This is a genomic window from Embleya sp. NPDC001921, from assembly GCF_053594475.1.
This window is the reverse complement of the sequence record NZ_JBSFEO010000008.1, coordinates 77518-100071: the sequence shown is the minus strand read 5'-3', so window position 1 is coordinate 100071 and position 22554 is coordinate 77518. Positions and strand designations below refer to the sequence as shown.

The window sequence follows — 22554 nt, the reverse complement described above, 5'->3', positions numbered from 1 at the left end:
GGGATCGAGGGAGGTGTCGGCTCGGGTCCCGGTGGCGACGGAGAGGATGTCGGAATCGGTCACAAGGCACTCTTTTCTGGCACTACAAGCCGCACTCCCGCCGGGCGGCGGGAGCGTACGTGTCTTCGGGTGAAGCCGGCCGCACACGGGCAGGCCGAACAAGGCCCTCCGGGGGCCGTGTTCCTCATGCGAGAACGGGCTTCAGCATATCCATTGCGTGCCTAACAAGCAGGCATGGAAGCCATTTCATCGTTGATTCCGGGTCCGAAAATCCCCATCGGCAAATCCCCCCACGCTGAAACTCTGCAAGGCCCGCAGATCGCCATACAGGGCTTCGATGGACATCGGGTAGAGCACCCCTGAACCCGACTCCCAGTGCCCCTTCGCAGGCCGCCGAAGGGGCCTGGGAGCCACTGGTTCCCACTCCCGAGGGTGTTGGGACCTCCTCCGGGCGCCGGCCCGTGAACAAGCAACGAGAGACCGGCAAGCCGCGCTGCCGCGGTGCCGGTGACGTTCCGATACAGCGCTGAGGACGGCGACGTGGAGGATCGGGTCCGGCCTCGGTCCGTCTCGACGGCATCCACTCGCAAGTGCGCGGTGAGGACTTCGGCGGTCGGGTCGGCGGCATTCGGTGTGCGGGCGGCGGCGGAGGCCCATCATCCGCGGGGCGGCCGGGAAGCGGGCGCGCCTGCGGTCCCGGGGCTCACTTGGATTCGAGTCGTCCCAGCGGGTGGCCGGCGGCGAGAACCCTCTGGGCCTTCTCCCAGTCGGTGTGGTCGATCCCGGTGACGTGGCGCAGGTAGGCGAGGGTGACCTGCTGGACGAGAGCGACGCGGCCGGGGTCTTCGTCGGTGGTCTCCGCCGCCTGATAGCCGGAGATGCCGCCGAGGAAGTGCTCGGCGCCGTGGACGGTGAGAAGGCTCTTGTCGCCGCGGCTGAGGGTGTAGGGGTCGGTCGTCCAGGCCGGTCCCCGGGTGGAGAGCGGGAGGTCGTCCCTGTCGCCGGCGACGACGAGTCCGGGGGCGGTGATGTGGGAGAAGTCCTGATCGCGCAGCCAGGGAAGGTTCTCGTGGGCGAAGGGGGTCAGTTCGTCGCCGCCCTTGCCGGCGGTGGCCAACTGGATGCCGGCCATGATCCGGGAGTCCGACAGGTCCTCGGCGGTGCCGGTGTGCGGGTCCTTGACGCGCAGGCCCACCAGGATGCCCGCGGTCTGGCCGCCGAAGGAGTGACCGGCCGCGACGACACGGCTGTGGTCGACCCGGCCGGCCAGGCCCGGCACGGACGCCTCCAGAGTCCCGAGCTCGTCCAGGATGCGCTGCATGTCGTGCACCCGGTGGCGCCACAACCGGGGCCCGCGGGGATCGTCCGCGGCCAGGCCGAGCCGCTTGGAGTCCAGGTGGGTGGCCTGGACGACCACGAAGCCGCCGGAAGCCCAGTGGTCGACCAGCGGCGCGTAGCCGTCCAGGTCCGAGCCGAACCCGTGGGCGAACAGCACGACGGGCAGACCGGTGCCGGTGGCCGGGACGGAGACGCGTACGTGCAGGTCCTCACCGCGCTGCGGTCCGCGCAGCACGAGCGGCTTGACCGATACGGTCGGGGTGGGCTCGGGACCGGTGAGACCGGTCGCCTGATACGTGGTCATGCGTGTGCCTTTCAGACGTGGTGCGAGGTTCGGGCGGCCTCGAGGTTGAGGATGCGCTCGGCGTTGAGGTGAGCGAGCTTCACCCGGCCTTGCTCATCGGTCGCATCACCGCCCCACCCGAGAAGGGCGCGGCGCAGTTCGGGTGTCCAGGCGTGTTTCTCCACGCCGATCACCCGCCGGGCCGGTGCGGTGTCCTCACTCATGGAACAGTCCGTCGTTCGATTCGTGCCTATGACGTGACCTCACCGGATGAATCACCCGGCACCGAGCACGTCGGCTACGCTAAAACCTGACGTTGACGTGAAGGGCAAGAACCTGTGTCTCAGGTCACAGGAAGGGGAGCCGAACATGCGCATCGGGGAACTCGCCCGCCGCACGGGCGTCACCACCCGGGCTCTGCGGTACTACGAGGAGCGGAACCTACTCGCCTCCGAGCGCAGCAGCAGCGGCCAGCGCCACTACGCGGAAGGTGCCGTCGACCGGATCCGTGTGATCCGTCAGCTATACGCCGCCGGCCTGTCCAGCAAGGCCATCGCCGAACTCACGCCCTGCGTCGTCGACGGCAAGGCCACACCCGAGCTGCTCCAGCGCCTGGCCGTGGAGCGCGACCATCTCGACCGGCACATCGCGGACCTCGCCCACACCCGGGACCGGCTCGACTCCGTCATCGCCGGCGCCTCTTCCAGCATGCACACCGGCACCCCCTGCCGACGGGATACGACCGCCCAGACCGACAGAGGCCACCTGTCGGCAAACGATCGTTTGACGACAAGAGGCCCACGCGCCCAATGAATTCGAGGAGGACCCGGCACCTCCAGCCGCCTCCCCCCTCCAGCGCCCGAAGTTCCGCGAAGGCAACCGGCCGGGGCGGCCGGGATGGCACGGCGACCGGAGCGGCCGGCGGGACAACCGAGACAACCGTCAGCGGCTCGGCACGAGAACCGAGATCGGCGGCTGAGCCCCATGCCGGCGGATCATGAACGCGGCCGGTTCGCCCGGGCCGACGTCGATCCGCGCCACCACCATGGCGATCACTCGCGCCTGACGCCCGGTCGAGGAGGCGTTCCACGCCTCGACCACCTCGTCGACGGTGCGCTTCGCGGACGCGAGCTTCCTCGACGCGCAGATGGTCGCCACGACCTGCGTCGCCACGACCTCCTCCAGCATCAACCCCCGCACCGCGAACCGACACGCCCCGCAGCGATACACATCGCCCTCGACCTCGAACCGCAGGCGCTCGGCACAGGTCGCACACCAGACCAGGCCCGCCAGTAGGGCGCCGTCCTCGCCGATCTCCCGCAGCCGCGGAACCCACGCCGCGACGATCCAAGTGCCCTCCTCGGGCATCACACGTTCGTTCACACGCCTCAGCCAACCCGGGCATCGCCGCGACGTCAAAGACATACCCCACCGAGCAAGGCCACCGACCACGATCCCGGCCGTCCGGAAGGCCGGGTCCACGGCGGCCCTGCGGGATGCCTTGTGGGCGTGGGCGTGCGCGTGTCAGCTCATCCGAGCCTTGATGTGATCGATCACCTCGGTGAATTCCTCGGTCGGTGAGAAGTCCACGTACTCGCAATCCTCCAGCGCCTCCGGCACATGGCCGGGTGCCCAATAGAACGCCTGGCCCGCCTCGTAGACCTCGTTCCCGTCCTTCGTGCGCATCCTCAGCCGCCCCTTGAGCAGGTAACCCCAGTGCGGGCACTGGCACATACCGTCGGGCAATCCTTCGAGCCCCGGTGCCATGTCGGCACCTTGCGGGAACCGCACGAATGCGACGGACATCCCACCGCCGACTTCGCGCGTCCGAAGCTCGACACCATCGCCTTCGATCGCAACGGGTGTGTCGTAACGTGTCGTTGCCGTCATGACTCCTCCATGTGGCGATGGACGCGGTGGCGGTCGCGGCGGGCACACTCGGACGCACCGAACCACCCGAGGCGATGACCGCGCCCATCGGACCGCCGGAGACCGACACCGCCCCGGTCACGGACCGCAGCCGACACGGCCGCAAGCCCTCTCGGCCATGGCTCCGGTGCGGCCCCTTCCAGAGTGACACCGCGCGGGGGAGTCGGCGACACGCCGATGCCACCTCGGTGATCGTCCCGGGAATCGCACCCGGTCCTGCGGCCGTCGATATCCGCCCAGCACGCGGGAGATCCCACGAATGGTGAGCGATCCGTATCCCTCGGTGGCGACGACGTGTGAGGCGGCGCCCGGAATCCGCTCCCATCCAATACCGTCGACTGCCGGCCGCCGGCCGCCGGCCGCCAACCCGTTCTTCAGCCTTCGCGTGCCTCGTACGGCGGTGACGGTCGTTTCCGGAAACCGTCCAACCTGCCGATGATCAGGCGCAGTTCGCGCGCGCTTCGACGGGACAGCGCCGACATCAGGGTGTCCAGGAGAGCGCGGGCTTCGAGGGGATTGCCGCAGCAGTACCAGTGCGCGTTGCCCCACTCGTAGTCGTGCCACAGTTCTCGCTCCGGGCGGTGGACGTGGTTCCGCCACAGCCGCACGGCCGCGCCGACGTCTCCCGGCTGCAGGTAGTTGCGGGTGAGTTCCAGCCGGAAGATCTCGGACATCGCCCGTGCGGACAGTCCGTCGATGGCCGTCCGCGCCCCCGGCGTCCGCCCGCGAAACATGCCGGCCCGGACGTGCCCCGGCCGTCTACGCGGCATGGACCTTTCGGTTCGTCGTCATGCCATACATGGTGCCACGATCACGAAACACACCACCCGCCCGGCCCCCGAGTCCGACCCGGACCCGTCCTCGGGCACGCCCCGGCCCGACGAGGTACGTTCGGAGTTCCCTCAGCCGGGATCACGTACGAACTCGGCTTCGACGGGGTAGCCACCCCCTCCCGGGCCACCGGCGCCGCGCCCGGCGCGCCCGGCGTGGCACCGGGGGCAGGGGGTTGGGCGGCGAACCGGGCCGGGGACTTGCGGTAGCCACTCGGTTGGTCGGGCGCGCGTTCGAGTGGGGCGTGGCCGTCGCACGCCTTACCCGCACGTCCACGCGCTCTGTCGCCGGTCCCGGCCGTTGACCACCATGAGCGGACGCCGCCGATCCGGGCTCGCCCCCGGCCGCGCGAGGCGATATTCGAACGCCCCTCGACCGGCCCCTCCCCAGGTGCGGCCGGTCGACCTTCGGCGACTGGAACTCCACTCGCCATGAGGAAAGTTGGGAACCGACGAGTGAACATCGGCACGAAGGTCAAAGCCCAGCAGGACATCGGTGAGGGCCTGCAGCAGCGAGTGCCCCAAGGGACGGAAGGAGTGGTGACGGGAAAGGCGTTCGGCGGAAGGATCGTCGTCCGATTCGTGCTGCCCGGCGTCTTCGGTGGTACCCGCAGCGTCGACGTACCCGTCGATCCCACACAGATCGTGACCGTGTGAGGCTCGAACTCCGACCGGGTCCAAGGGCTCCACCACGGTTGGTTCCGGACCGCGGCGACGATGTCGGCGGTCCGCGCCGATCCGTCCGCGTTTCCGGGCCGGGCCGCAGGCACCGCGACGATGCGCGGCGCGCTGCGGGCCGGACGGTGCTCTCGGATGACGGCCTCGCGCCCCGAGCGTGATCACACACGCCGGTGCTACCGCGTCCGCCTGCACCCGACGCGGCCGTCTCCGCGGTATGTCGACCCCATGCCGTACGACGAACCGACCGGACCGACAGAACCGAAGTCCCGGGCGGATCCCGCACCCCCGGCCGTACACCGTCCGAGAAGAGTCCGGCGAGGGCTTCAGCCCTCTTCCGGAAGGCTTTCCCACGCGTCGCCGTCGGGGAAGAGTTCGTAGCCGTGCTCCGCGGCGATTTCCCGGGCATGCGCCCGGCTGCGGATCACCGTGTCGTAGCGGTTGCTGACCACCTCGCCGTGGACGCCGCCGTCCTCGACCACCTCGATCGAATATGTCTCGTACACGACGTGCTCGGCCGCCTCCGAGTTCCAGACCACATGCATGCTCGTCGCCAACGAAACTCACCCTCCGAAGATTTGGTCCTGCGCCAAGGTCGACTCTCCACGGGAGTTCCCCGCCGGTTGTGAGGGTTGCAGTCCGCACCTCCGGCCGGGTCGTGACGCTCCGCACACGGACGGCCCGCCACCCCATCGGGTGAACACACGGCGGGCGCAGCCGCCGACGCCCCGGCGCAGCCTCGCGCGCGGCAGGTGGGCGGACCGGGCAGGCGCGCATTTCCTCGACCGGCGAGCGCACGGCGCCGCTCCGGGGGCTCGGCGGTTGCCGGCGTCGGGGGCCGACGGCCCATCGCCCCGGACGCCGGCAGTCGCGGGTACCAGGACACGCCCTACGAGCGGGTGTAGGTGAGGAAGGCCGCGCCGCTGTCCAGGACGGTGTGGTCCGTGAGGTTCCAGACGCGCGGGTCGAAGTCGGCCGTGCGGCCGAGGAGGGGAATCCCCGTGCCGATGGTCAACGGGCCGAGCTTGACGATCAACCGGTCGATCTCGGTGTACAGGGCGCCCGCCAGTTCTCCGCCGCCGACCAGCCAGATGTCCTTGCCGTCCTCCCGCTTCAGCTCCCGCACCTTCGCCACCGGGTCGCCGGCGACCAGTTCGACGGCCGGGGCGGGGACCTCGGTCAACGTCGTGGAGAACACCAGGTGGCGCAGGTGCGGGAAGGCGTCGGGGACGCCGGCGGCCAGGCCGATCTCGTACGACTTGCGCCCCTCGACGACGGTGTCGAAGTGCGTGCCCTCCGCCGTGATCGACAGCGCGTCCCGGGCCGGGCCGGGCAGGGTCTCGGGGTACTCCCGGGCCAGATGCTGCAGATAGTCGCCGGAGATCGGCCAGAAGCCGCCGGGTCCCGTGGGATCGGCGCCGTCCGGACCGGCGATGAAACCGTCGAGCGTGGAGGCGATGTAGTACACGAGCTTGCGCACGAAGGGTCCCCTGCCGGATCTGTGGATCTGTGGATCGATCGCCCTCAGGCCGTTCGGCCGAGCGGCGACTTCATGATCACCTTGCGTCTGACCTGGCACAATACCCGACCGCCTGGAGCCCTCCGGCGCGGAACCCCAGCCTGACCGCATCACCCGCGAACAGTGCTTCGACGCCTTCCCGGCCGGACGAGGACGCACCGTGCGCCGCCTCGACGAACCCTGCGGTCACCATGTCGCCCTCCCCTACGCGCGGGCGATCGGCCGGCTCCGTGCCCCGGCCCGCGGTCGCCGGGGCCGACCTGCGCGGAGCGCCGGAACGAGCCCCCCTTCCGCGCCGACTTGGTCGACACCGGGCGGCGCCGGCCGGTCGCCGACCACGTCGATTCCGGCCAGTACAGTACGTGGATGGCGAACCCACGCGAGCAGATTCTCGCCGAACTCGGCGTCAAGGCGACCATCGTGCCCAAGGTCGAGATCCGGCAACGGGTCGACTTCCTCAAGGACTACCTGCGGTCGACCCCGGCCAAGGGCTACGTGCTCGGGATCAGTGGCGGCCAGGACAGCACGCTGACCGGCAGGTTGTGCCAACTCGCGAGCGAGGAGCTGCGGGCCGAGGGCCACGAGGCGGTCTTCGTCGCGGTGCGGTTGCCGTACGGCGTACAGGCCGACGAGCACGACGCGCAGATCGCGTTGGAGTTCGTCAAGCCGGACCGGTCGATCACGGTCAACGTCAAGCCGAGCACGGACGCCGTCGCCGCCGAGGCGGCTCTCGGCCTGCGCGAGCTGCTCGGTGACGAGCCCGAGCTGCGGGACTTCGTGCGCGGCAACATCAAGGCACGCGAACGCATGGTGATCCAGTACTCGATCGCCGGCCAGCTCGGCCTGCTCGTCGTGGGCACCGACCACGCGGCCGAGGCGGTGACCGGCTTCTTCACCAAGTACGGCGACGGCGGCGTCGACATCACCCCGCTGACCGGGCTGACCAAGCGCCAAGGCGCCGCGCTGCTGCAGGAGTTGGGCGCACCGCCGAGCACCTGGGAGAAGGTGCCGACGGCCGACCTCGAGGACGACCGGCCCGCGCTGCCCGACGAGGTGGCCCTCGGCCTGACGTACACCCAGATCGACGACTACCTGGAAGGCACCGACGTCACGCCGGACCTGGCGGCGAAGGTGGAGTCGGTGTACCTCGCGACACGACACAAGCGGACCGTCCCGGTCACTCCCCTCGACGACTGGTGGCAAGGCTGATCCCGCACGGCAACCGCCGGCGATCGTCCCGAGCAGTCGAGTCGCTCGGGCCGCTCGGGCCGCTCGGGCTGCTCGGGCCGGCGATCCCGGCAGGCACCACGGCCACGTCGTAGCCGTCGCCGCCCGGGCCGACCCTTCCTCGGTGCCGGCCCGGACGAGGGCCCGGGTCCGCCGTCGCCCGACAGGCGCGCGACGGCGGACCCGGGGTGGGTCAGTGGTGCGTGCCGGGCATCGCCGACGTGCTCGGCGTACTCGGGGTGCTCGGGGTCGCGCCGCCCTTCCCGCCGAGGAGTTGTCGCATCTGCCGGATCTCCGTCGCCTGGGAGGTCTTGATCCGTTCGGCGAGACCGCGGGCGTCGGGGTTGGCGCCCTTGGCGAGTTCGGTGTCGGCCATGGCGACCGCGCCGTTGTGGTGGGCGATCATCATGGCGAGGAACTGCCTGTCGAACTCGGCGCCGGTGGACGCCTTGAACCTGCTCATGTCCGCGTCCGACATCATGCCGTCGCCGTGGCTCATGCCGCCGGGTGCGGCCGCGGGCCTGCCCCAGCCGGCCAGCCAGCCCTTCATCTGTGCGATCTCCGGGGCCTGTGCGGCCTCGATCGCGGCCGCGAGCTTCCTCACCTCGGGGTCGGCCGCCTTGGCCGGGGCTTCCTTGGCCATCTCCACGGCCTGTTCGTGATGCGGGATCATCATCTGCGCGAACATCACGTCCGCGTCGTTGAACGCACCCGCCGATACCGGGGCGGAAGTGCTCGGCGCGGCCTGGGGGTTCGCCGGGGCCGAGGCCGACGGCTTGTCCATGCCGGCCGTGTCGTGACCCTTGTCGTCGCTGCCGCAGGCGGCGAGGACGAGCGCCGCGGTCGTGGCGGTCGCGGTCAGGGCGATGCTGCGGGACAGTCGTTTCACGGTGGTTCGTCTCCTGGAGGTACCCGGGTCCGCGCGGTGCGACGGCCCGAGGATGCGAAAGAGGGCGCGACGTCACGGGCCGTGGCTCGTGACCGAGCGGCGGCCTATATGCGCAGTACCTGCAGGAGCGAGAGTTCCGGTGGGCCGGGCGGGGGCAGGCCCGACACGAACCGCGCCGCTCGCGCCCGCGGACGGAACGCGCGCGGATCGCGGGCGCGGCGAAGAGCGAGCAGGGCAAGCGCCGTGGCGAGCGCGCCGAGGCCGGCGAACAGGACCGCCAGGCACATCGAGGCCGGGTCGGTCCCGTGCTCGGACCCGTGCTTGTCGCCGGACCTGTCCGCCGGCGCGCAGTCCCCGCTCGGGCACGCCCGACCGTGGCCGGTCGCCGGTTCGTTCGTCACCGCGTGCTCCGCGGCGCCGGACGCGACACGCGTCCCGGAGACGGACTCGGCACCCGACTCGACGACGGGCTCGGCTTGCGCCACGACGTCGGACCCGGCGGCGAACGCGGCGCCGGACGCCCCACCGGACCCGGCAGCGGACGCCCCGCCGGACTCGGCAGCGGCGCTCGCCGGGTGACCCAGGGTGTGCATGCCGACCACACCGCACGCGAGGACGACGAGCAGGATCCACCGGGTGAGCACACCGGCCCACCGGTTGCGCCCGGGGGAGGCGGATCGGATCGTGGGGACCACGTCGCTCACCTCCCGTCTCGCGTCGCCGGCGTACCGACACCGACACCCGCACCCGCACCGGCCGCGTCCCATAGTGCCGGCTCGGCGATGTCCCGCCCCGACAGGCCGTGCCCGGAAGGACTTTGCCGCCGACCGCGCGATCGGCCGACCATATCGCCGACCACCGGCGGCGTTCCCTCCCGCCGGCGCCCGGACCCCGCGACCGCCCGGACCGCGACACCTACCGGACCACGACACCTACCGGACCGGCGTGACGGGACCGAACGCAGCGTCCGCGACCGGTGTCGGCGCCTCACCCGGGTACGGCCAGGACCGTGCGCAGCGTCGCGGCGATGGTCTCGCCCGCGGCGGCGCGCTCGAGGCGGCCGGCGTCGACCTCGTCGGCGGCGGTGTGGATCAGGCCGTAGTACGCGGCGGTGAGCCACGCGGCCGGCACGTCGGTACGGATGTCGCCCTCGCGCCGACCGCGCTCGACGAGTTCGTCGACCCTGGCCAGGACGTGGGCGTGCTGCCGGCGCAGGCTCGCCTCGCCCAGCGCCTTCAGGGCCGCCGTACGCAGGCCGCGGCAGCGGTCCAGCACCTGCCAGCCCTCCCGGGCGAGTCGGGTCAGCGCCTGCGGGGCGGGTCCGACGGTGATCCCGGCGTCGTCCATCGCGGCGTGCAACTCGCCCAAAACTTCCTTGATCGCGGCCTCGATCAAAGCGTCACGGGAGCCGAAGTGCCCGTACAGGGTCACCCGTCCGACCCCGGCCGCTCGCGCGATGTCGGTCATCGTGACATCGGGATCACGCGCGAAGGCGCCGATCGCGGCGGCAAGGATCGCGGCGATGTTGCGTTCGGCGTCGGCCCGTCGACGTGTGCCGGGTGGTGGTGTCGCGCCCATGGTGGTCAACCCTACGGTCGGGAACGTGGTGGTGGTCGTGCGGGCGGCGCTGCTCAGTGCACGTGCCGCGGGCCGTCGGAGACCGGCGGCCTGCCCGCCGGCACGAGTACGACCACCACGAGCGCCGCGACGACGGCCGTGCCGGCGCAGGCCCGGAACGCGTCGGTGTAGCCGTCGACGACGCCGGCATCGGCCCCGGCGACGAGGCTGGGCGCGGCGATCGCCGACGCCAGTGCGACGCCGAGCGCGCCGCCGAGTTCGTGGAAGGTGTTGACGACGCCCGAGGTGATGCCCGCCTCGTGGTCTCGCACACGCGCCATGGCGGTCGTGGTCGCCGCGACGAACGCGGGTCCCACGCCGGCCGCGGCCAGGGCCAGCCCGGGGACGATGTCGAGCGCGTCGCCGCCGTGGGCGGGCAACCGGCTCAGCCACAGCGCCCCGGCCGCGGCGACCGCCAGGCCGAGGGCTCCCACCGGCCGGGCGCCGAGGCGGCCGACGAGCAGACCCCCGACGTGTGCCCCGAGGGTCACCGCGACGGCGACCGGGAGGAAGGCCGCTCCGGTGCGCAACGGGCCGAATCCGAGCGTGTGTTGCATGTAGAGCGATCCGAGGAAGAACAGCGGGATCATCAGCGCGCTCGCCACCGTCATCACGAACGCGCCTGAGACCACGGGCCGTCGGGTCAGCAGTGCCAGGGGCACCAGTGGATGGCGGGTCGCGCGCTCGACGAGCACGAAGAGCGTGTACCCGACGGCGGCGCCGGCGAGCGGCACCAGCGTCCAGGGCGACCCCCAGCCGACCTCGCCGGCACGGGTCACGCCCAGGATCAGCGCCACGGTGCCCGCGGTGGCCGCGAGCGCGCCCGGCAGGTCCGGGCGTGCGCCGGAGGCGACCCGCGGCTGCGCCGGTATCACCGACACGGCCAGGACCGAAACGAGCAGGCCGACGGGCACGTTGGCGAAGAAGATCCATTGCCAGCCCGGGCCGGCGGTCGCCAGTCCGCCGACCAGGACCCCGGCCGCCGCGCCCGCGCCGCCGATCGCGGCCCACACCCCGAGGGCGCGATTGCGCTCGCGGCCGTGGAAGGTCACCGTCACGAGCGCGAGCGCGGACGGCGACAACAGCGCGGCGGCGGCCCCCTGGGCGACGCGGCCGGCCAGCAGTACCGCGCCGTTGGGCGCGAAGCCTGCGGCCAGCGACGCGGCGGTGAAGACGGCCAGGCCGAGCAGGAAGCCGGTCCGCCGGCCCAGCGTGTCCGCGATCCGGCCGCCGAGGATCATCAGGCCGCCGAACGTGAGCGCGTAGGCGGTGACCACCCAGGTCAGCGGTTCCCGCCCCAACCCCAGGTCCGCGCCGATGCTCGGCAGCGCGACGTTCACCACCGTGACGTCCAGGATCAGCATGAACTGCGCGACGCATACCAGGGCCAGCACGAGCCAACGCCGGTTCGGCGCGGGCCGGTGCGCGGCGTCGGGCGCGTGCGCGGCGTCAGGCACGCGCGCGGCGTCAGGCACGCGCGCGGCGTCGGGCGCGTGGTGGTCGGCGCCGGCGCCTGTGTCGTGGACGCCGTGGGTGTCGTGGGTCAAGGTCCGCTCCTTCGCTGCCCGACACGAGCCGCCGGGCCGGCCTTCCGAATCGGGCCCGTCGACACACGCCGATATCCCGTACAGGTGTGTACGGGATAGCGAACCGCAAGCATCGAACTTGTACAACCGTGTTCGAGTTAGCCGCCGGACCCCCGCTTCGGGCGGAGACCGCCCGGCTCACGGGTCTGTTCGAGACTCGCTCGTATCCGGCCCGGCCGGCGGTGTCGGATGCGTGCGCCGCGCGTCCCTGCGCCACAGGGCGCTCGGCCACCACATGCGTTCGCGGAGGTCGAGGATGAGCGCGGTGACGACCACGGAACGCACCACCAGCGTGTCGACCAGCACACCCAGTGCCACCGCGAAGCCGATCTCGGCGAAACCGACGATCGGCAGCGTGGCCAGGGCGGCGAAGGTGCCGGCGAGGACCAGACCGGCCGAGGTGATCACGCCGCCGGTCGCCGCGAGGCCGGTCAACGCACCGGTGCGGGTGTCGCCGCGGATGCTCTCCTCGCGCACCCGGGTGGTCAGGAAGATGTTGTAGTCGATGCCCAGCGCGACCAGGAAGACGAAGACGAGCAGGGGGAAGGAGGTGTCCTCGGCGGGGAAGTCGAAGATGTGCCGGAACACGAGCGCGCTGACACCGAGCGTCGCGGTGAAGGACAACACCACGGTGGCGATCAGCACCACCGGGGCGACCACGGCCCGCAGGAGCAGCGCCAGGATGATCAGCACGACCACGAGGATGACCGGGATCAGCAACTTCTCGTCCCGCACCGACGCCCGATTGCTGTCGAGTTGGGCCGCCGTACCGCCGCCCACGAGGGCGTCGGCCTGCGGCACCGCGTGCACCGCGGCACGGGCGTCGTCGACCGTGTCCTGGGCCGCGCCGCTGTCGGCGGCGTCGGTGAGGGTGGCCTCCACGTACGACCGCCCGTCACGCTCCGCGGGAACGCCCGGCGGCACCACGACGCTCTCGGGCACCACGCCGGGGACGGTCGCCAGCGACGCGCGGACCGCGTCCAGGGACGATGTGTTCGCGACCACCTGGAGCGGCTGCCCGGTACCCGCCGGGAAGTAGCGGGACTGCACCGCCTGGCCGACCACCGAATCGGGTTTGCCGGTGAAGCTCTCGGCGGTGGTGAGCCCTTCGGCGTTCAGCGCCAGCAGACCGAACGACAACGCGCCCAGGGCCGCGACGGTGCCGATCCACACCGCGCGCGGCCGGCGGGCGATGCGCTGACCGGTCCGGGCCCACAGGCCCGTCTCGGTGGGCTCGGGCGAGCCCAGGTGCGGGATGACCGGCCAGAAGATCCACCGCCCGACGATGAGCAGCACCGCCGGGAACAGGGTCAGCATCACGAGCAGGGCCACCGCGACGCCGATCGCGGCGACCGGCCCGAGGCCGTTGGTGGAGTTCATCTCGGCGGCGAGCAGACACAGCATGCCGAGGATCACGGTCGAGGCACTGGCGATCACCGCGGGGCCGGCCCGGTGCAGGGCGAGCGCCATCGCCTCGTGTCGGTCCTCGTGACGGCGCAGTTCCTCACGGTAGCGGGCGACCAGCAACAGCGCGTAGTCGGTACCGGCACCGAACACCAGGACCGTCAGAATGCCCGCGCTCTGCGCGTTGACCACCAGCGAAGCGTGCCGGGCCAGCACGTAGATCAGCGCCTGCGCGACGAACAGCGCGCCGACCACGCACACCACCGGGACCAGGAGCAGCGTCGGGCTGCGGTAGGTGAACAGCAGGATCACCACGACCACGGCCAGCGCCGCGAACAGCAGGGTCCCGTCGATGCCCTCGAACGCGTCGCTGCTGTCGGCGGCGACCCCGCCGGGGCCGGTGATGTGCGTTTCCAGGCCGTTGTCGGGGTTGTCGTCCAGGACCGCGCGAATCTCGTCCACGGCCTTGCTGATGGAGTTCCACCCGTTGTCACCGAAGGTGATCGGCACCAGGACGAGCGCGGCGCGTGGGGCTTCCGCCCGGTCGGGGATGGGGCCCTGCACCTGGGCGCCGACGATCCCGTGCGCGGTCAGGGTGCGCATCTGCGCGGCGTCGGCGGCGATGGTCCGGTTGTCGGCCGGCGTCAGACCCGACGAGCGCGCGAACACGACCACGGCCGTGACGTTCTGCGGCAGGAAGTCCTTGGATTCGTCGACGACCTTGGTCGACTCGGCGTTGCCCGGCAACCACGCGGAGGCGTCGTTCTTCTCCGCGTCCGTCAACTTGCTTGCCGCCGGCCCGGCCACGGCGAGTACCACGACCCACAGCACAAGGATGATCCATTTGGCGCGCCGACCGCAGATCAGCCGCGCGGCCCGCCCCGCTCCGCCCATCGTGGCCACCTCCACCGCTCGAACGTGATCTGGTGTCGCCCGAGGTGCACTCTCACCAGGATGGCATCGGGCCTGCGATCACGCGCCCGCTGGCACACTCCGCACGAGCGGAACGCCGCGAACAGGCGCCTCCCGTGCGGTGATCCGCGTCCGGCGCGGGTGGGTGCGACCGGCGTCCGGCGCGGGTGGGTACGACTCGCGTCCGGTCCGCGTGGGAGCGGCCCGCGTCCGGCAGCTCGATTCGCCGATCGTCGCCCGCCGCGCGACCGTGGAAGGCATGAGCGACAAGGCGCACGGCCGCTTCGACCTCGTGGTCCAGGCGTATCGCCCGGGGCAGTCGTACCGACTGGTGATGCTCGCCGACGGCTCCTACCGCCAACTGCACACCCGTCGCGAACTCGACGAACTCGCCGCCCGTCTGGGCCTGGACCCCACCGACCGCGATCGGGTCGCGTGGGAGGGCGGCGACGAGTGGCCCGGGGGCGACGCCCGTTGACCCGGCCGCCCTCCGCGGCTTCGGGTGGCCGAGGACACACGGCGTAGCCGAAGGCACACGGTCCGAACCCTCGACCCCTCCCGCCGATCGAGGCGATCGAGGCGATCGAGGCGATCGGGAATCCCGCCGGCCGGCGACTCGTCGTCGCCTTCCCGCACATCGTTCATATCGCGAACCAGTTCGAGTAACGTGCTCGGATCTTTGGAAGTCGGATCCTTCACCCGATTTCCCTCTCCCTACCGAAATTTCCCCGGGGCGGACGTAAAGGATCTCGTCTCGATTCGGCACCGAACCCATCAATTCATCGATACCTGGGGCGCGCACCTCGAAGCGAGGGGAATGGCGCGGTGGGCGTGCGGATCCGGACCCGGAGCGGGCGAACTCGACGGGAGATCCCGGGCATCCCGGCTGTATCGATCCCCGGGAACCTCCGCGACGAGTAATCCCGATAGACCGACCGGGAAGGTTTGCCGGTCGGTCGGTTGCGTCCGCGACAAACAACGGACGTCGAATCCTCAAATTCAGCACAGATCCAACGAACCTGTAGCGCGCCCTGGTTAGTGTTCGCGGTTCCGAGCCGACACATCGGGGGGAAGCGAGGATCCGGGGACGTGACAGCCATCTGTACCCATGACCGTGACACCGGCAGCCGGGCACACCCGACACCCGAGAGCGAACTCGCGGAACTCGCCGAACTGGTCTACCGGCGCTACTCGATGCAGTTGTTGTCCTACTGCCTCAAGCTCACCGGCGGAGACCGGCCGTGGGCCGAGGACGTCGTCCAGGAAACCATGCTGCGGGCCTGGCGCCACGCGGACTCGATCGCCGACGCCGCGTCGGACCTGATGCCCTGGCTGGCGACGGTGGCGCGCCGGATCGTCATGGACGATCGTCGTGCGCGCCGCGCCCGACCGCAGGAGTGCAGCCCCGAACCACTGGAGTACGTACCGGCCGACGACCAGTGGGAGCCCCTGCTCTGGAAGATCGCCGTGGCCGACGCACTGCCCTCGCTGACCGCCGCGCATCGCGAGATCCTCGCCGAGACGGTGTTGCGAGACCGTGAACTCAAGCAGGCGGCCGAGATCCTCGGCATCCCGGTGGGAACGGTGAAGTCCCGTATCCACTACGCGATCCGAGCCCTGCGTCAGGCTCTGGACGAAGGCAGTGCAGGATGAACGCGGCACGGGGGGAGCGCAGCGCACGATAGGCGCCCGGGATCGCATGGTGTGCCGCCCGGATGGCGCGGCGCCGCGACCGGGTGATCCCCTGGATGTCCGTTGGGAGGAGTTACCCGGCACATGAGGAACACCGATCCGCTCGACTTCTTCGCGAACCACCGCGACACGATCCTGCGTTGGGGCGGCATCTCCGCCGCCGCCCTGGTCCTCTTCCTGATCATCCGATCCATCGCGATGCGATTCGGTGGGTGGAAGGCGGCATCGCGTCGCCTGGGTCGGGAAATCGCGCTGACCGCTTACGCGTTCGGTGCTCCGATGCGGACCTGGCTGCGCTACCGACGCTCGGTGCGGCTGCTGGTGGGGCGACTGGGCGCGAGCACGACCTGGCGGGACGCGGAACGTGCCCTGATGGCGGCCAAGTTCGCTGCCGCTCCCGGTCAGCCGTACGCCGCCGTCGTCGGCGACGCCACGGTGACGGTGCTGTTCGCCGCCGTGGACATGCCGCCGCCTCCAGCCCTTTGGCGGCCGGTACCGGACGACCCCTGGGCGTGGACGGCTTCCAGGGCGGAGCTGCCCGCGGTCACACCGGACGCCGAGGGGACCAGACCGGTGGTCGTCGCCTTGGGCGAACGCGACCGGGACTGTGTGTTCCTCGACCTGGTGGTCGGCCCGCCGATGGTGTGCGTGCAGGGCGATCCTCGATCGGGGCCGGCCCTGTTCCAGGCCGTCGCGGCGCAGCTCGACGCGCGGCTGCCGGGTGGACAGGTCCTGGTCGCCGACGGGGTGCACCGCGACGTACCCGGACCGCCGGTACGGGACGCGTACCGGGCCGCCCGCGCCACGCCGCCTCGGCTGGGCCTGCCGGTGTTCCTGGTGACCCCGGAACTGCCCGACCCGCTGCCGCCCGAACTCGCCGAGCCGCAAGGCGATTCACCCCCGTTGCGGGTGCTGCTCGGCGGGCCGGGGCGGAGCCACGTACGGACGTTGTCGACCGATGTGCACGGTCGAGTCGCCGTGCCCGGAACCCCGTTGGTGCTCTCGTGCAACGCGCTCGGGGCAGCCCTCGCCCGGGTGTTGCCGACCGTTCCGCCGGTGCTCCCGCCCGTTCCCGCGCCGGATGCCCGGGCCGGCGCGGGTCGCGCCGAATGGTTCGTGGAGGAGGAGGGCGGATCCGCGGTCGCGCAGCCGCGGACGGCGCGGACGGAAACGGCGGATCCGGTGGCGCCTGCGGAACCGGCGGGAGCCATGGCGTCGGCGGTCTCGGCACGTACCCCGGTCGCGGAGCCGCCCGCACGGTCGTCGGGCGGACAGGCCGCCCCGGGTACGTCCCGGCCGGCCGCGTGGAGCACCCGCCCCGCGTCGCCTGCCGCCGACCCGGGCCCCGAGCCCGCTCCTCCCGTCGGCGAACCGGCGGCCCGGCCCCTCGCACGGACCCCGACCGCGACGGGGTCGGCGACCCTGGCATCGGACCACGAACCGCCTTTCTCACCCGCCGTATCGGCCCGAAGGAACCCGACTTCGGAGCGGGATCCGAAGCCGCGGCCGCCGGCTCCGGTCGACGGCCCGGACCTGGCTCCCGTCCCCGAGCCGACGCCCGAGCCCGACCCGACTCCCAAGCCCGAACCGACCGTCGAGCCCGAACCGACACCCGAGCCCGAACCGACTGTCGAACCCGAACCGACACCCGAGCCCGAACCCGATCCGACAAGCGAGCCCGAACCGACACCCGAACCCAAACCGGAACCGACAAGCGAGCCCGAGCCCGCCCACGACCCCGCCCCGGCACCCCACACCGACCCCGCACCGGAACCCGACGCCGCGAACCACCCGACGGGAGGCCCCCAGCCCCCGTCTCGCGCCCCATCGTCATAGGCCACCCACCCGGTTCCCGACCGTCCCCCGCGGTCCCTCCCTACCCCGCCGTCTCGCCCTCCCCGCGAGAGAGTTGGATGCCCGTGAATCTCGCCGTCACCACCACCGATCCGCAGGGCCGCCGCGTCGACCACCTGCTGGACGTCCCCGATTCGGCGACCGTCGCCGAACTCGGTTCAGTGCTCGGCGCCACCGCCGACCTGTTCCTGGGGAGTCGACGGCTCAATCCCGACGTGCGCGTGGGCGCGAGCGGCATCCGCACCGGGGCGCTGATCGGCCTCGACGGCCCCGCGCCGACCGGGACGGCGACGCGCGCGTGGCAGCCGCCCGGGTCGGATCCGGTGCTCGTCACCGTGCGCCACGTATCCGGCCCCGGTGCGGGTCGGGTGTGGCGGCTCGGCCCGGGTCGGCACGAGGTCGGCACGGACCGGGCGTGTGCGTTGCGGCTGGAGGGCGGCGAGGCGCCCCCGCAGGGCACGTGGATCACGGTCGCCACGAACGGATCCGTCACGGTCGCGCTGCCGGACGACGCGGACGAGGACCGGTGCGGCCTGCGCAGCCTCACCCCGCCGCCGCCCGTGGACGCGATCACCGGTACGCCCCTCACCGCCGAGGAGCCGGCCGGGACGCAGGAGGGCGGCCCGGGCGGGCATTCCACCGAGCCCGCGCCGCCGGGGCCGGACGGCATGCCGAGCGCGCCGCCGTTGCCGCCGATCGGTTGCCTTCCACCGCCCGACGACGGCTCGCTCCCCTGGCCGACGTACGCCGACCTCTCGCTCGGCGAGCATCTCCTGCGCCTGGGCCCGCCGAACGAGCCCGGGGCGGCGGTGCGCGCGTCGGCGGACGGGCTCGGCGTCGAGTACAACCGGCCGCCGCGCATCGCGCCGCACCTGGACGGCGAGTCGATCCGGATGATGGGTCCGCCGACCGACAACACCAAGCGGCCGTTCCCCTTCCTGATGATGATGGCCCCGCTCGTGATGGGCCTGGCGATGATGTTCCTGTTCCGGAGCCTGTTCTTCGTCGTCTTCGTGTTCTTCACACCGGTGATGGCGCTCGGCAACTGGGTCTCCGGTCGGCGCAGCGGGCGCAAGCAGTACGAGGAGGCGAAGCGGGTCTTCCGGATCCGCCGGTCGGCGCTGGAACTGGAGATGCGGCGCGCGACCGTGGAAGAACGCGGGCTGCGCAACGCGACGTTCCCGGATCCCGCGGCGGTCCTGCTGACCGCGACCGGGCCGGGGCTGGGTCTGTGGCAACGCCGCCGCCGGGACACCGACCACATGACCATCCGGCTGGGCACGCTCACCCGCGCGTCGCTCAAACGCATCGACGACCAGGCGCGCGAGACGCACTATCGGCAGGTCAACTGGCGGCTGGCCGATGTGCCGTTCGGTGTCGAGATGGCCGACTTCGGCGTGCTGGGCATCAGCGGCCCCGGGTCCGCGCCGCGCCGGATCGCGAGTTGGGCGGTGATCCAGACGGCCGTGTTGCACAGCCCGCGTGACGTGCGCATCGTCGTGTTGACCGAGGACGAGCACGCCGACGCGTGGCAGTGGGTCCGTTGGTTGCCGCACCTGCGGCCGGGCCGGGCGGGCACGGCGGTGGTGGGGCTGGGCACGGATCCCGAGAGCACCGCGCATCGGGTCAACGAGTTGATCGCCGACATCCAGACCCGGGTCGACTCGGCGCAGTCGGCGCTGGGCCGCACGCTGCTGCGGGTGCCGGACGTCCTGGTGATCCTGGACGGCGCCCGCCGGCTGCGCGATGTGCCCGGCGTGATCGAGGTGTTGACGACCGGACCGGCCGTGCGCGTGTTCAGTCTGTGCCTGGAGGAACGCGAACACCAGTTGCCGGAGGAGTGCACGGCGGTGGTGACCGCGAACGGCGCTCGCCTGAACGTGAAGGCGTCGCACGTTCCGGAGGTGGCGGACGTACGGGCCGATCTGGTCGACCCGGCCTGGTGCGAGGAGGTCGCGCGGGCGATCGCGCCGATGCGCGATGTCACCGTGGAGAGCGACTCGGGCCTGCCGGCCGAGGTCGCGCTGCTGCCGCTGATCGGCCAGGAGCCGCCGGACGCCGACGTCGTGGTGGGCGAGTGGGCGCGCCGCCCGGCGTCCACGACGTTCGTGCTGGGCGCCGGGTACGAGGGCACCCTGCGGCTGGACCTGGTCCGCGACGGCCCGCACGGCCTGATCGGCGGCACCACCGGCTCGGGTAAGTCGGAACTGCTCCAGACCGTGATCGCCTCGCTCGCCGCGGCCAACCGGCCCGACGAACTCACCTTCGTCCTGGTCGACTACAAGGGCGGCAGCGCGTTCCGCGAATGCGCCGAACTGCCGCACACACTGGGCATGATCACCGACCTCGACGGTCATCTGGTCAAACGTGCCCTGGCCTCCCTGGATGCCGAACTCCGGCGCCGCGAGACGGTCCTGAACGAGGTCGAGGCCAAGGACCACACCGAGTACCGGCTCAAGCGCTCGCGCGATCCGCGACTGCCCGCGCTTCCCCGACTCATCCTGGTGATCGACGAGTTCGCCACCCTGGTCCGCGAACTGCCGGACTTCGTCCCCGGTCTGATCAGCCTCGCCCAGCGCGGCCGGTCACTGGGCCTGCACCTGCTGCTGGCCACCCAGCGGCCCGGCGGCTCGGTCAGCAACGAGATCAAGGCCAACACCAACCTGCGGATCGCCCTGCGCGTCACCGACCGTTCGGAGAGCCAGGACATCATCGACAGCGGCGACGCCGCCGGGATCTCGCCGAACAATCCGGGTCGGGCGCTGGTCCGCCGGGGCGAGGGCGCGCCCACGCCGTTCCAGACCGCTTTCGTCGGCGCGGAGCGGCCCGGTGCGATCCCGAGCGCGGTCGCCGAGGTCGCCGCGACCCGGCCGGTTCGCGGCGTGCGACTCGGCTGGCAGCGCCTCGGCCGCCCGCTGGACCTCTCGGGCCTGGGTCCGGACTCGCACACCGACCCGCAGGAGGGCGCAACGACGCCGCCGTCCGAGGAACAGCCCACCGATCTGCGCGCGTTGGTGGACACGCTGCGCGAGGCGGCGGACCGACTGCCCGACTTCCGGCCGCTGCCCAGTCCCTGGCTCCCGCCGCTGGACGGCCGGCTGCGTCTGGACGATCTGCCGGCCATCCCGGAACCCGAGCCCGGCGCGCTGCCGATGGTCCCCTACGCGCTGCTCGACATCCCGCAGTTGCAGTCCCGACGGCTGGCCGCGATCGACTTCGCGACCTTCGGGCACCTGTACATCATCGGCGCACCCCGCTCGGGCCGTACCCAGGTCCTGCGCAGTATCGCGGGCGCGGCGGCCCTCACCATCCCCTGCTCGGATGTGCACATCTACGCCATCGACGCGGCAGGCGGCGGGCTGGGTGTGCTGGAGGCGCTGCCGCACTGCGGCGCGGTGGTCTCGCGCCACGACGCGGAGCGCATGGAACGGTTGATCACCCGCCTGTCCGGCGAACTGACCCTGCGACAGCGACTCATCGCGCAGCACGACTGCGCGGGCATCACCGAGCTGCGGACCAAGCTGCCCAAGGACCGCCGGCCCGCGCACCTGGTGTTCATGGTGGACGGCTGGGACGCGCTGAGCAACATGCTCGACGATTACGACGGCGGCCGGCTGTACGCCGAATTCGTGCGGCTGTTGCGCGAAGGGCAGGCGGCCGGGATCCACGTGATCGCCACCTCCGAGCGCCTGCTGCTGGGTGGACGCCTCGCGGCGCACAACGACCGCAGGCTGCTGCTGCGGCAGACCGACCCCGGCGACTTCACCCTCATCGGCATACCCCGCAACAGCGTTCCGACGCATGTCCCCCCGGGTCGCGGCTGGTTCGCGCCGGGAGCGGTCGAGGCCCAGATCGCGTTGTTGCCCTCGATCGCCGAGTCGTCCCTCGGCCGGCCGTCGACCGATCAGCCGTCGACGGCCTCCGTCGCGGGTGCCGTCGAGGAAGGTGACACCTCCGCGGGCGACCAGAGCGACCAGGCCGAGGCGATGCGCGACCTGGCTCGGCGGGCGACGATCCGCGACACCAACGTGCCCGGCGTGCGGCGGCCGTTCCGGGTCAACGAGATGCCGACGCTGATCGGCTTCCAGGAGGCCCACGACCGGGTGCCGCAGGCGCTGCGCACGCCGCTGCGGGCCCTGTTGGGCGTGGGGGGCGACGCGGTCGAACCGCTGAGCTACGACTTCGCGGACGGCGCCGGGTCGTTCATGGTCACCGGGCCGCCGCGCAGCGGGCGCAGCACGGCGCTGGCCGCCATGTGCGTGTCGCTGCTGATGAGCGGGACCCATCTGATCGTGCTCACGCCGCGCGACTCACAGTTGCGCAAGCTGGCCGCGCACGGCCTCGCCCAGGTGCTGACCGACCCCGATCCGTCCCCGGAGGAATTGAACCAGGCGTTGGCCGCCGTACAGGGGAAGCCGGTGGTGGTCGTGGTGGACGACGCGGATCTCATGCTGGCGTGCGACGCCGACTCGGTGCTGCGGAAGTTGGCGACGTCGGGCCGCGACCGCGGGCAGGGGCTGTTGCTGGCCGGCACGGCGGAGTCGATGAGTTCGCTGGGCTGGGTCGGCATGGCCCGCAGGTCGCGCCGCGGCCTGCTGTTGGGGCCGAAGACCCTGGGCGAGGGAGACCTGATCGGGGTCAGGCTGTCGGCCGAGCAGGTCCGCGCGTCGCTGGGCCCGGGCCGGGGCTGGACCGCGGGCGACGCGGGGTCGGCGATCGCGGTGCAGGTGCCGCTCACGGTCTTGGACGGCTGACGGCCGGGAGCACGCGGCACCCGCGCGAGGCGGGGCGGCGAA

19 protein-coding genes are annotated in these 22554 nt (G+C 71.9%); 7 read left to right on the top strand and 12 right to left on the bottom strand.

Annotated elements, in window-relative coordinates; genetic code table 11:
* Positions 1–703: 703 nt before the first annotated feature.
* Both ACWCPW_RS11885 and ACWCPW_RS11880 read right to left on the bottom strand, forming a co-directional pair.
* On the bottom strand, positions 704–1642 hold the full coding sequence (locus ACWCPW_RS11885; RefSeq protein WP_449761413.1) for an alpha/beta hydrolase family protein: 939 nt from the start codon (positions 1640–1642) through the stop codon (positions 704–706).
* 11 nt (positions 1643–1653) lie between these two features.
* Entirely contained in the window at positions 1654–1845 is a 192-nt protein-coding gene (locus ACWCPW_RS11880) for a hypothetical protein (protein ID WP_449761412.1), read from the bottom strand.
* Between the two features lie 145 nt (positions 1846–1990).
* Between ACWCPW_RS11880 and ACWCPW_RS11875 the strand changes: the two genes are divergently transcribed.
* Positions 1991–2434: a MerR family transcriptional regulator gene (locus tag ACWCPW_RS11875; RefSeq protein WP_449761411.1), complete on the top strand. Its 444-nt coding sequence runs from the start codon at positions 1991–1993 to the stop codon at positions 2432–2434.
* Between the two features lie 129 nt (positions 2435–2563).
* On the opposite strand, the gene ACWCPW_RS11870 is transcribed toward ACWCPW_RS11875, so the two are convergent.
* The 3 genes from ACWCPW_RS11870 to ACWCPW_RS11860 all read right to left on the bottom strand — a co-directional run bounded on the left by ACWCPW_RS11870 (position 2564) and on the right by ACWCPW_RS11860 (position 4224).
* A complete protein-coding gene (locus ACWCPW_RS11870; RefSeq protein WP_449761410.1) occupies positions 2564–3004 on the bottom strand; it encodes a hypothetical protein in 441 nt (146 codons plus the stop codon).
* A gap of 141 nt (positions 3005–3145) precedes the next feature.
* Complete coding sequence (locus tag ACWCPW_RS11865; RefSeq protein WP_449761409.1) at positions 3146–3511, bottom strand: hypothetical protein; 366 nt, start codon at positions 3509–3511, stop codon at positions 3146–3148.
* Between the two features lie 413 nt (positions 3512–3924).
* On the bottom strand, positions 3925–4224 hold the full coding sequence (locus tag ACWCPW_RS11860; RefSeq protein WP_449761408.1) for a hypothetical protein: 300 nt from the start codon (positions 4222–4224) through the stop codon (positions 3925–3927).
* A 612-nt stretch (positions 4225–4836) separates the two neighbouring features.
* Here ACWCPW_RS11860 and ACWCPW_RS11855 point away from each other — a divergent pair.
* Entirely contained in the window at positions 4837–5037 is a 201-nt protein-coding gene (locus tag ACWCPW_RS11855; RefSeq protein WP_449761407.1) for a hypothetical protein, read from the top strand.
* A 347-nt stretch (positions 5038–5384) separates the two neighbouring features.
* On the opposite strand, the gene ACWCPW_RS11850 is transcribed toward ACWCPW_RS11855, so the two are convergent.
* Both ACWCPW_RS11850 and ACWCPW_RS11845 read right to left on the bottom strand, forming a co-directional pair.
* Positions 5385–5615, bottom strand: coding sequence for a hypothetical protein (locus ACWCPW_RS11850; RefSeq protein WP_449761406.1), 231 nt, complete (start codon positions 5613–5615; stop codon positions 5385–5387).
* A gap of 332 nt (positions 5616–5947) precedes the next feature.
* Positions 5948–6538 (bottom strand): dihydrofolate reductase family protein, encoded by a 591-nt coding sequence (locus ACWCPW_RS11845; RefSeq protein WP_449761405.1) that lies wholly within the window; start codon positions 6536–6538, stop codon positions 5948–5950.
* Positions 6539–6943: 405 nt separating this feature from the next.
* Here ACWCPW_RS11845 and nadE point away from each other — a divergent pair, with 405 nt between their 5' ends.
* Complete coding sequence (nadE, locus tag ACWCPW_RS11840) at positions 6944–7786, top strand: ammonia-dependent NAD(+) synthetase (protein WP_449761404.1); 843 nt, start codon at positions 6944–6946, stop codon at positions 7784–7786.
* Between the two features lie 211 nt (positions 7787–7997).
* On the opposite strand, the gene ACWCPW_RS11835 is transcribed toward nadE, so the two are convergent.
* The 5 genes from ACWCPW_RS11835 to ACWCPW_RS11815 all read right to left on the bottom strand — a co-directional run bounded on the left by ACWCPW_RS11835 (position 7998) and on the right by ACWCPW_RS11815 (position 14194).
* Entirely contained in the window at positions 7998–8693 is a 696-nt protein-coding gene (locus ACWCPW_RS11835; protein WP_449761403.1) for a DUF305 domain-containing protein, read from the bottom strand.
* Between the two features lie 104 nt (positions 8694–8797).
* Complete coding sequence (locus tag ACWCPW_RS11830; protein WP_449761402.1) at positions 8798–9388, bottom strand: hypothetical protein; 591 nt, start codon at positions 9386–9388, stop codon at positions 8798–8800.
* Between the two features lie 292 nt (positions 9389–9680).
* Positions 9681–10271 (bottom strand): TetR/AcrR family transcriptional regulator, encoded by a 591-nt coding sequence (locus ACWCPW_RS11825; RefSeq protein ID WP_449761401.1) that lies wholly within the window; start codon positions 10269–10271, stop codon positions 9681–9683.
* Positions 10272–10324: 53 nt separating this feature from the next.
* A complete protein-coding gene (locus ACWCPW_RS11820) occupies positions 10325–11704 on the bottom strand; it encodes an MFS transporter (protein ID WP_449761574.1) in 1380 nt (459 codons plus the stop codon).
* A 330-nt stretch (positions 11705–12034) separates the two neighbouring features.
* On the bottom strand, positions 12035–14194 hold the full coding sequence (locus ACWCPW_RS11815; protein ID WP_449761573.1) for an MMPL family transporter: 2160 nt from the start codon (positions 14192–14194) through the stop codon (positions 12035–12037).
* A 277-nt stretch (positions 14195–14471) separates the two neighbouring features.
* Here ACWCPW_RS11815 and ACWCPW_RS11810 point away from each other — a divergent pair, with 277 nt between their 5' ends.
* The 4 genes from ACWCPW_RS11810 (at position 14472) to ACWCPW_RS11795 (ending at position 22512) form a co-directional block, all read left to right on the top strand.
* Complete coding sequence (locus tag ACWCPW_RS11810; protein WP_449761400.1) at positions 14472–14690, top strand: hypothetical protein; 219 nt, start codon at positions 14472–14474, stop codon at positions 14688–14690.
* Between the two features lie 611 nt (positions 14691–15301).
* Positions 15302–15865: a sigma-70 family RNA polymerase sigma factor gene (locus ACWCPW_RS11805; RefSeq protein ID WP_449761399.1), complete on the top strand. Its 564-nt coding sequence runs from the start codon at positions 15302–15304 to the stop codon at positions 15863–15865.
* A gap of 123 nt (positions 15866–15988) precedes the next feature.
* The gene (locus tag ACWCPW_RS11800) at positions 15989–17740 is read left to right on the top strand and encodes a hypothetical protein (protein ID WP_449761398.1); all 1752 of its coding nucleotides are present in this window, start codon (positions 15989–15991) and stop codon (positions 17738–17740) included.
* 77 nt (positions 17741–17817) lie between these two features.
* The gene (locus tag ACWCPW_RS11795; protein WP_449761397.1) at positions 17818–22512 is read left to right on the top strand and encodes an FtsK/SpoIIIE domain-containing protein; all 4695 of its coding nucleotides are present in this window, start codon (positions 17818–17820) and stop codon (positions 22510–22512) included.
* Positions 22513–22554: the final 42 nt, after the last annotated feature.

Excerpts from the sequence above, each read along its gene's own strand:
- ACWCPW_RS11885 (WP_449761413.1), bottom strand. The coding sequence starts at position 1,642 with ATGACCACGTATCAGGCGACCGGTCTCACCGGTCCCGAGCCCACCCCG.
- ACWCPW_RS11880 (WP_449761412.1), bottom strand. The coding sequence starts at position 1,845 with ATGAGTGAGGACACCGCACCGGCCCGGCGGGTGATCGGCGTGGAGAAA.
- ACWCPW_RS11875 (WP_449761411.1), top strand. The coding sequence starts at position 1,991 with ATGCGCATCGGGGAACTCGCCCGCCGCACGGGCGTCACCACCCGGGCT.
- ACWCPW_RS11865 (WP_449761409.1), bottom strand. The coding sequence starts at position 3,511 with ATGACGGCAACGACACGTTACGACACACCCGTTGCGATCGAAGGCGAT.
- ACWCPW_RS11860 (WP_449761408.1), bottom strand. The coding sequence starts at position 4,224 with ATGTCCGAGATCTTCCGGCTGGAACTCACCCGCAACTACCTGCAGCCG.
- nadE (WP_449761404.1), top strand. The coding sequence starts at position 6,944 with ATGGCGAACCCACGCGAGCAGATTCTCGCCGAACTCGGCGTCAAGGCG.
- ACWCPW_RS11825 (WP_449761401.1), bottom strand. The coding sequence starts at position 10,271 with ATGGGCGCGACACCACCACCCGGCACACGTCGACGGGCCGACGCCGAA.
- ACWCPW_RS11815 (WP_449761573.1), bottom strand. The coding sequence starts at position 14,194 with ATGGGCGGAGCGGGGCGGGCCGCGCGGCTGATCTGCGGTCGGCGCGCC.
- ACWCPW_RS11810 (WP_449761400.1), top strand. The coding sequence starts at position 14,472 with ATGAGCGACAAGGCGCACGGCCGCTTCGACCTCGTGGTCCAGGCGTAT.
- ACWCPW_RS11800 (WP_449761398.1), top strand. The coding sequence starts at position 15,989 with ATGAGGAACACCGATCCGCTCGACTTCTTCGCGAACCACCGCGACACG.
- ACWCPW_RS11795 (WP_449761397.1), top strand. The coding sequence starts at position 17,818 with ATGCCCGTGAATCTCGCCGTCACCACCACCGATCCGCAGGGCCGCCGC.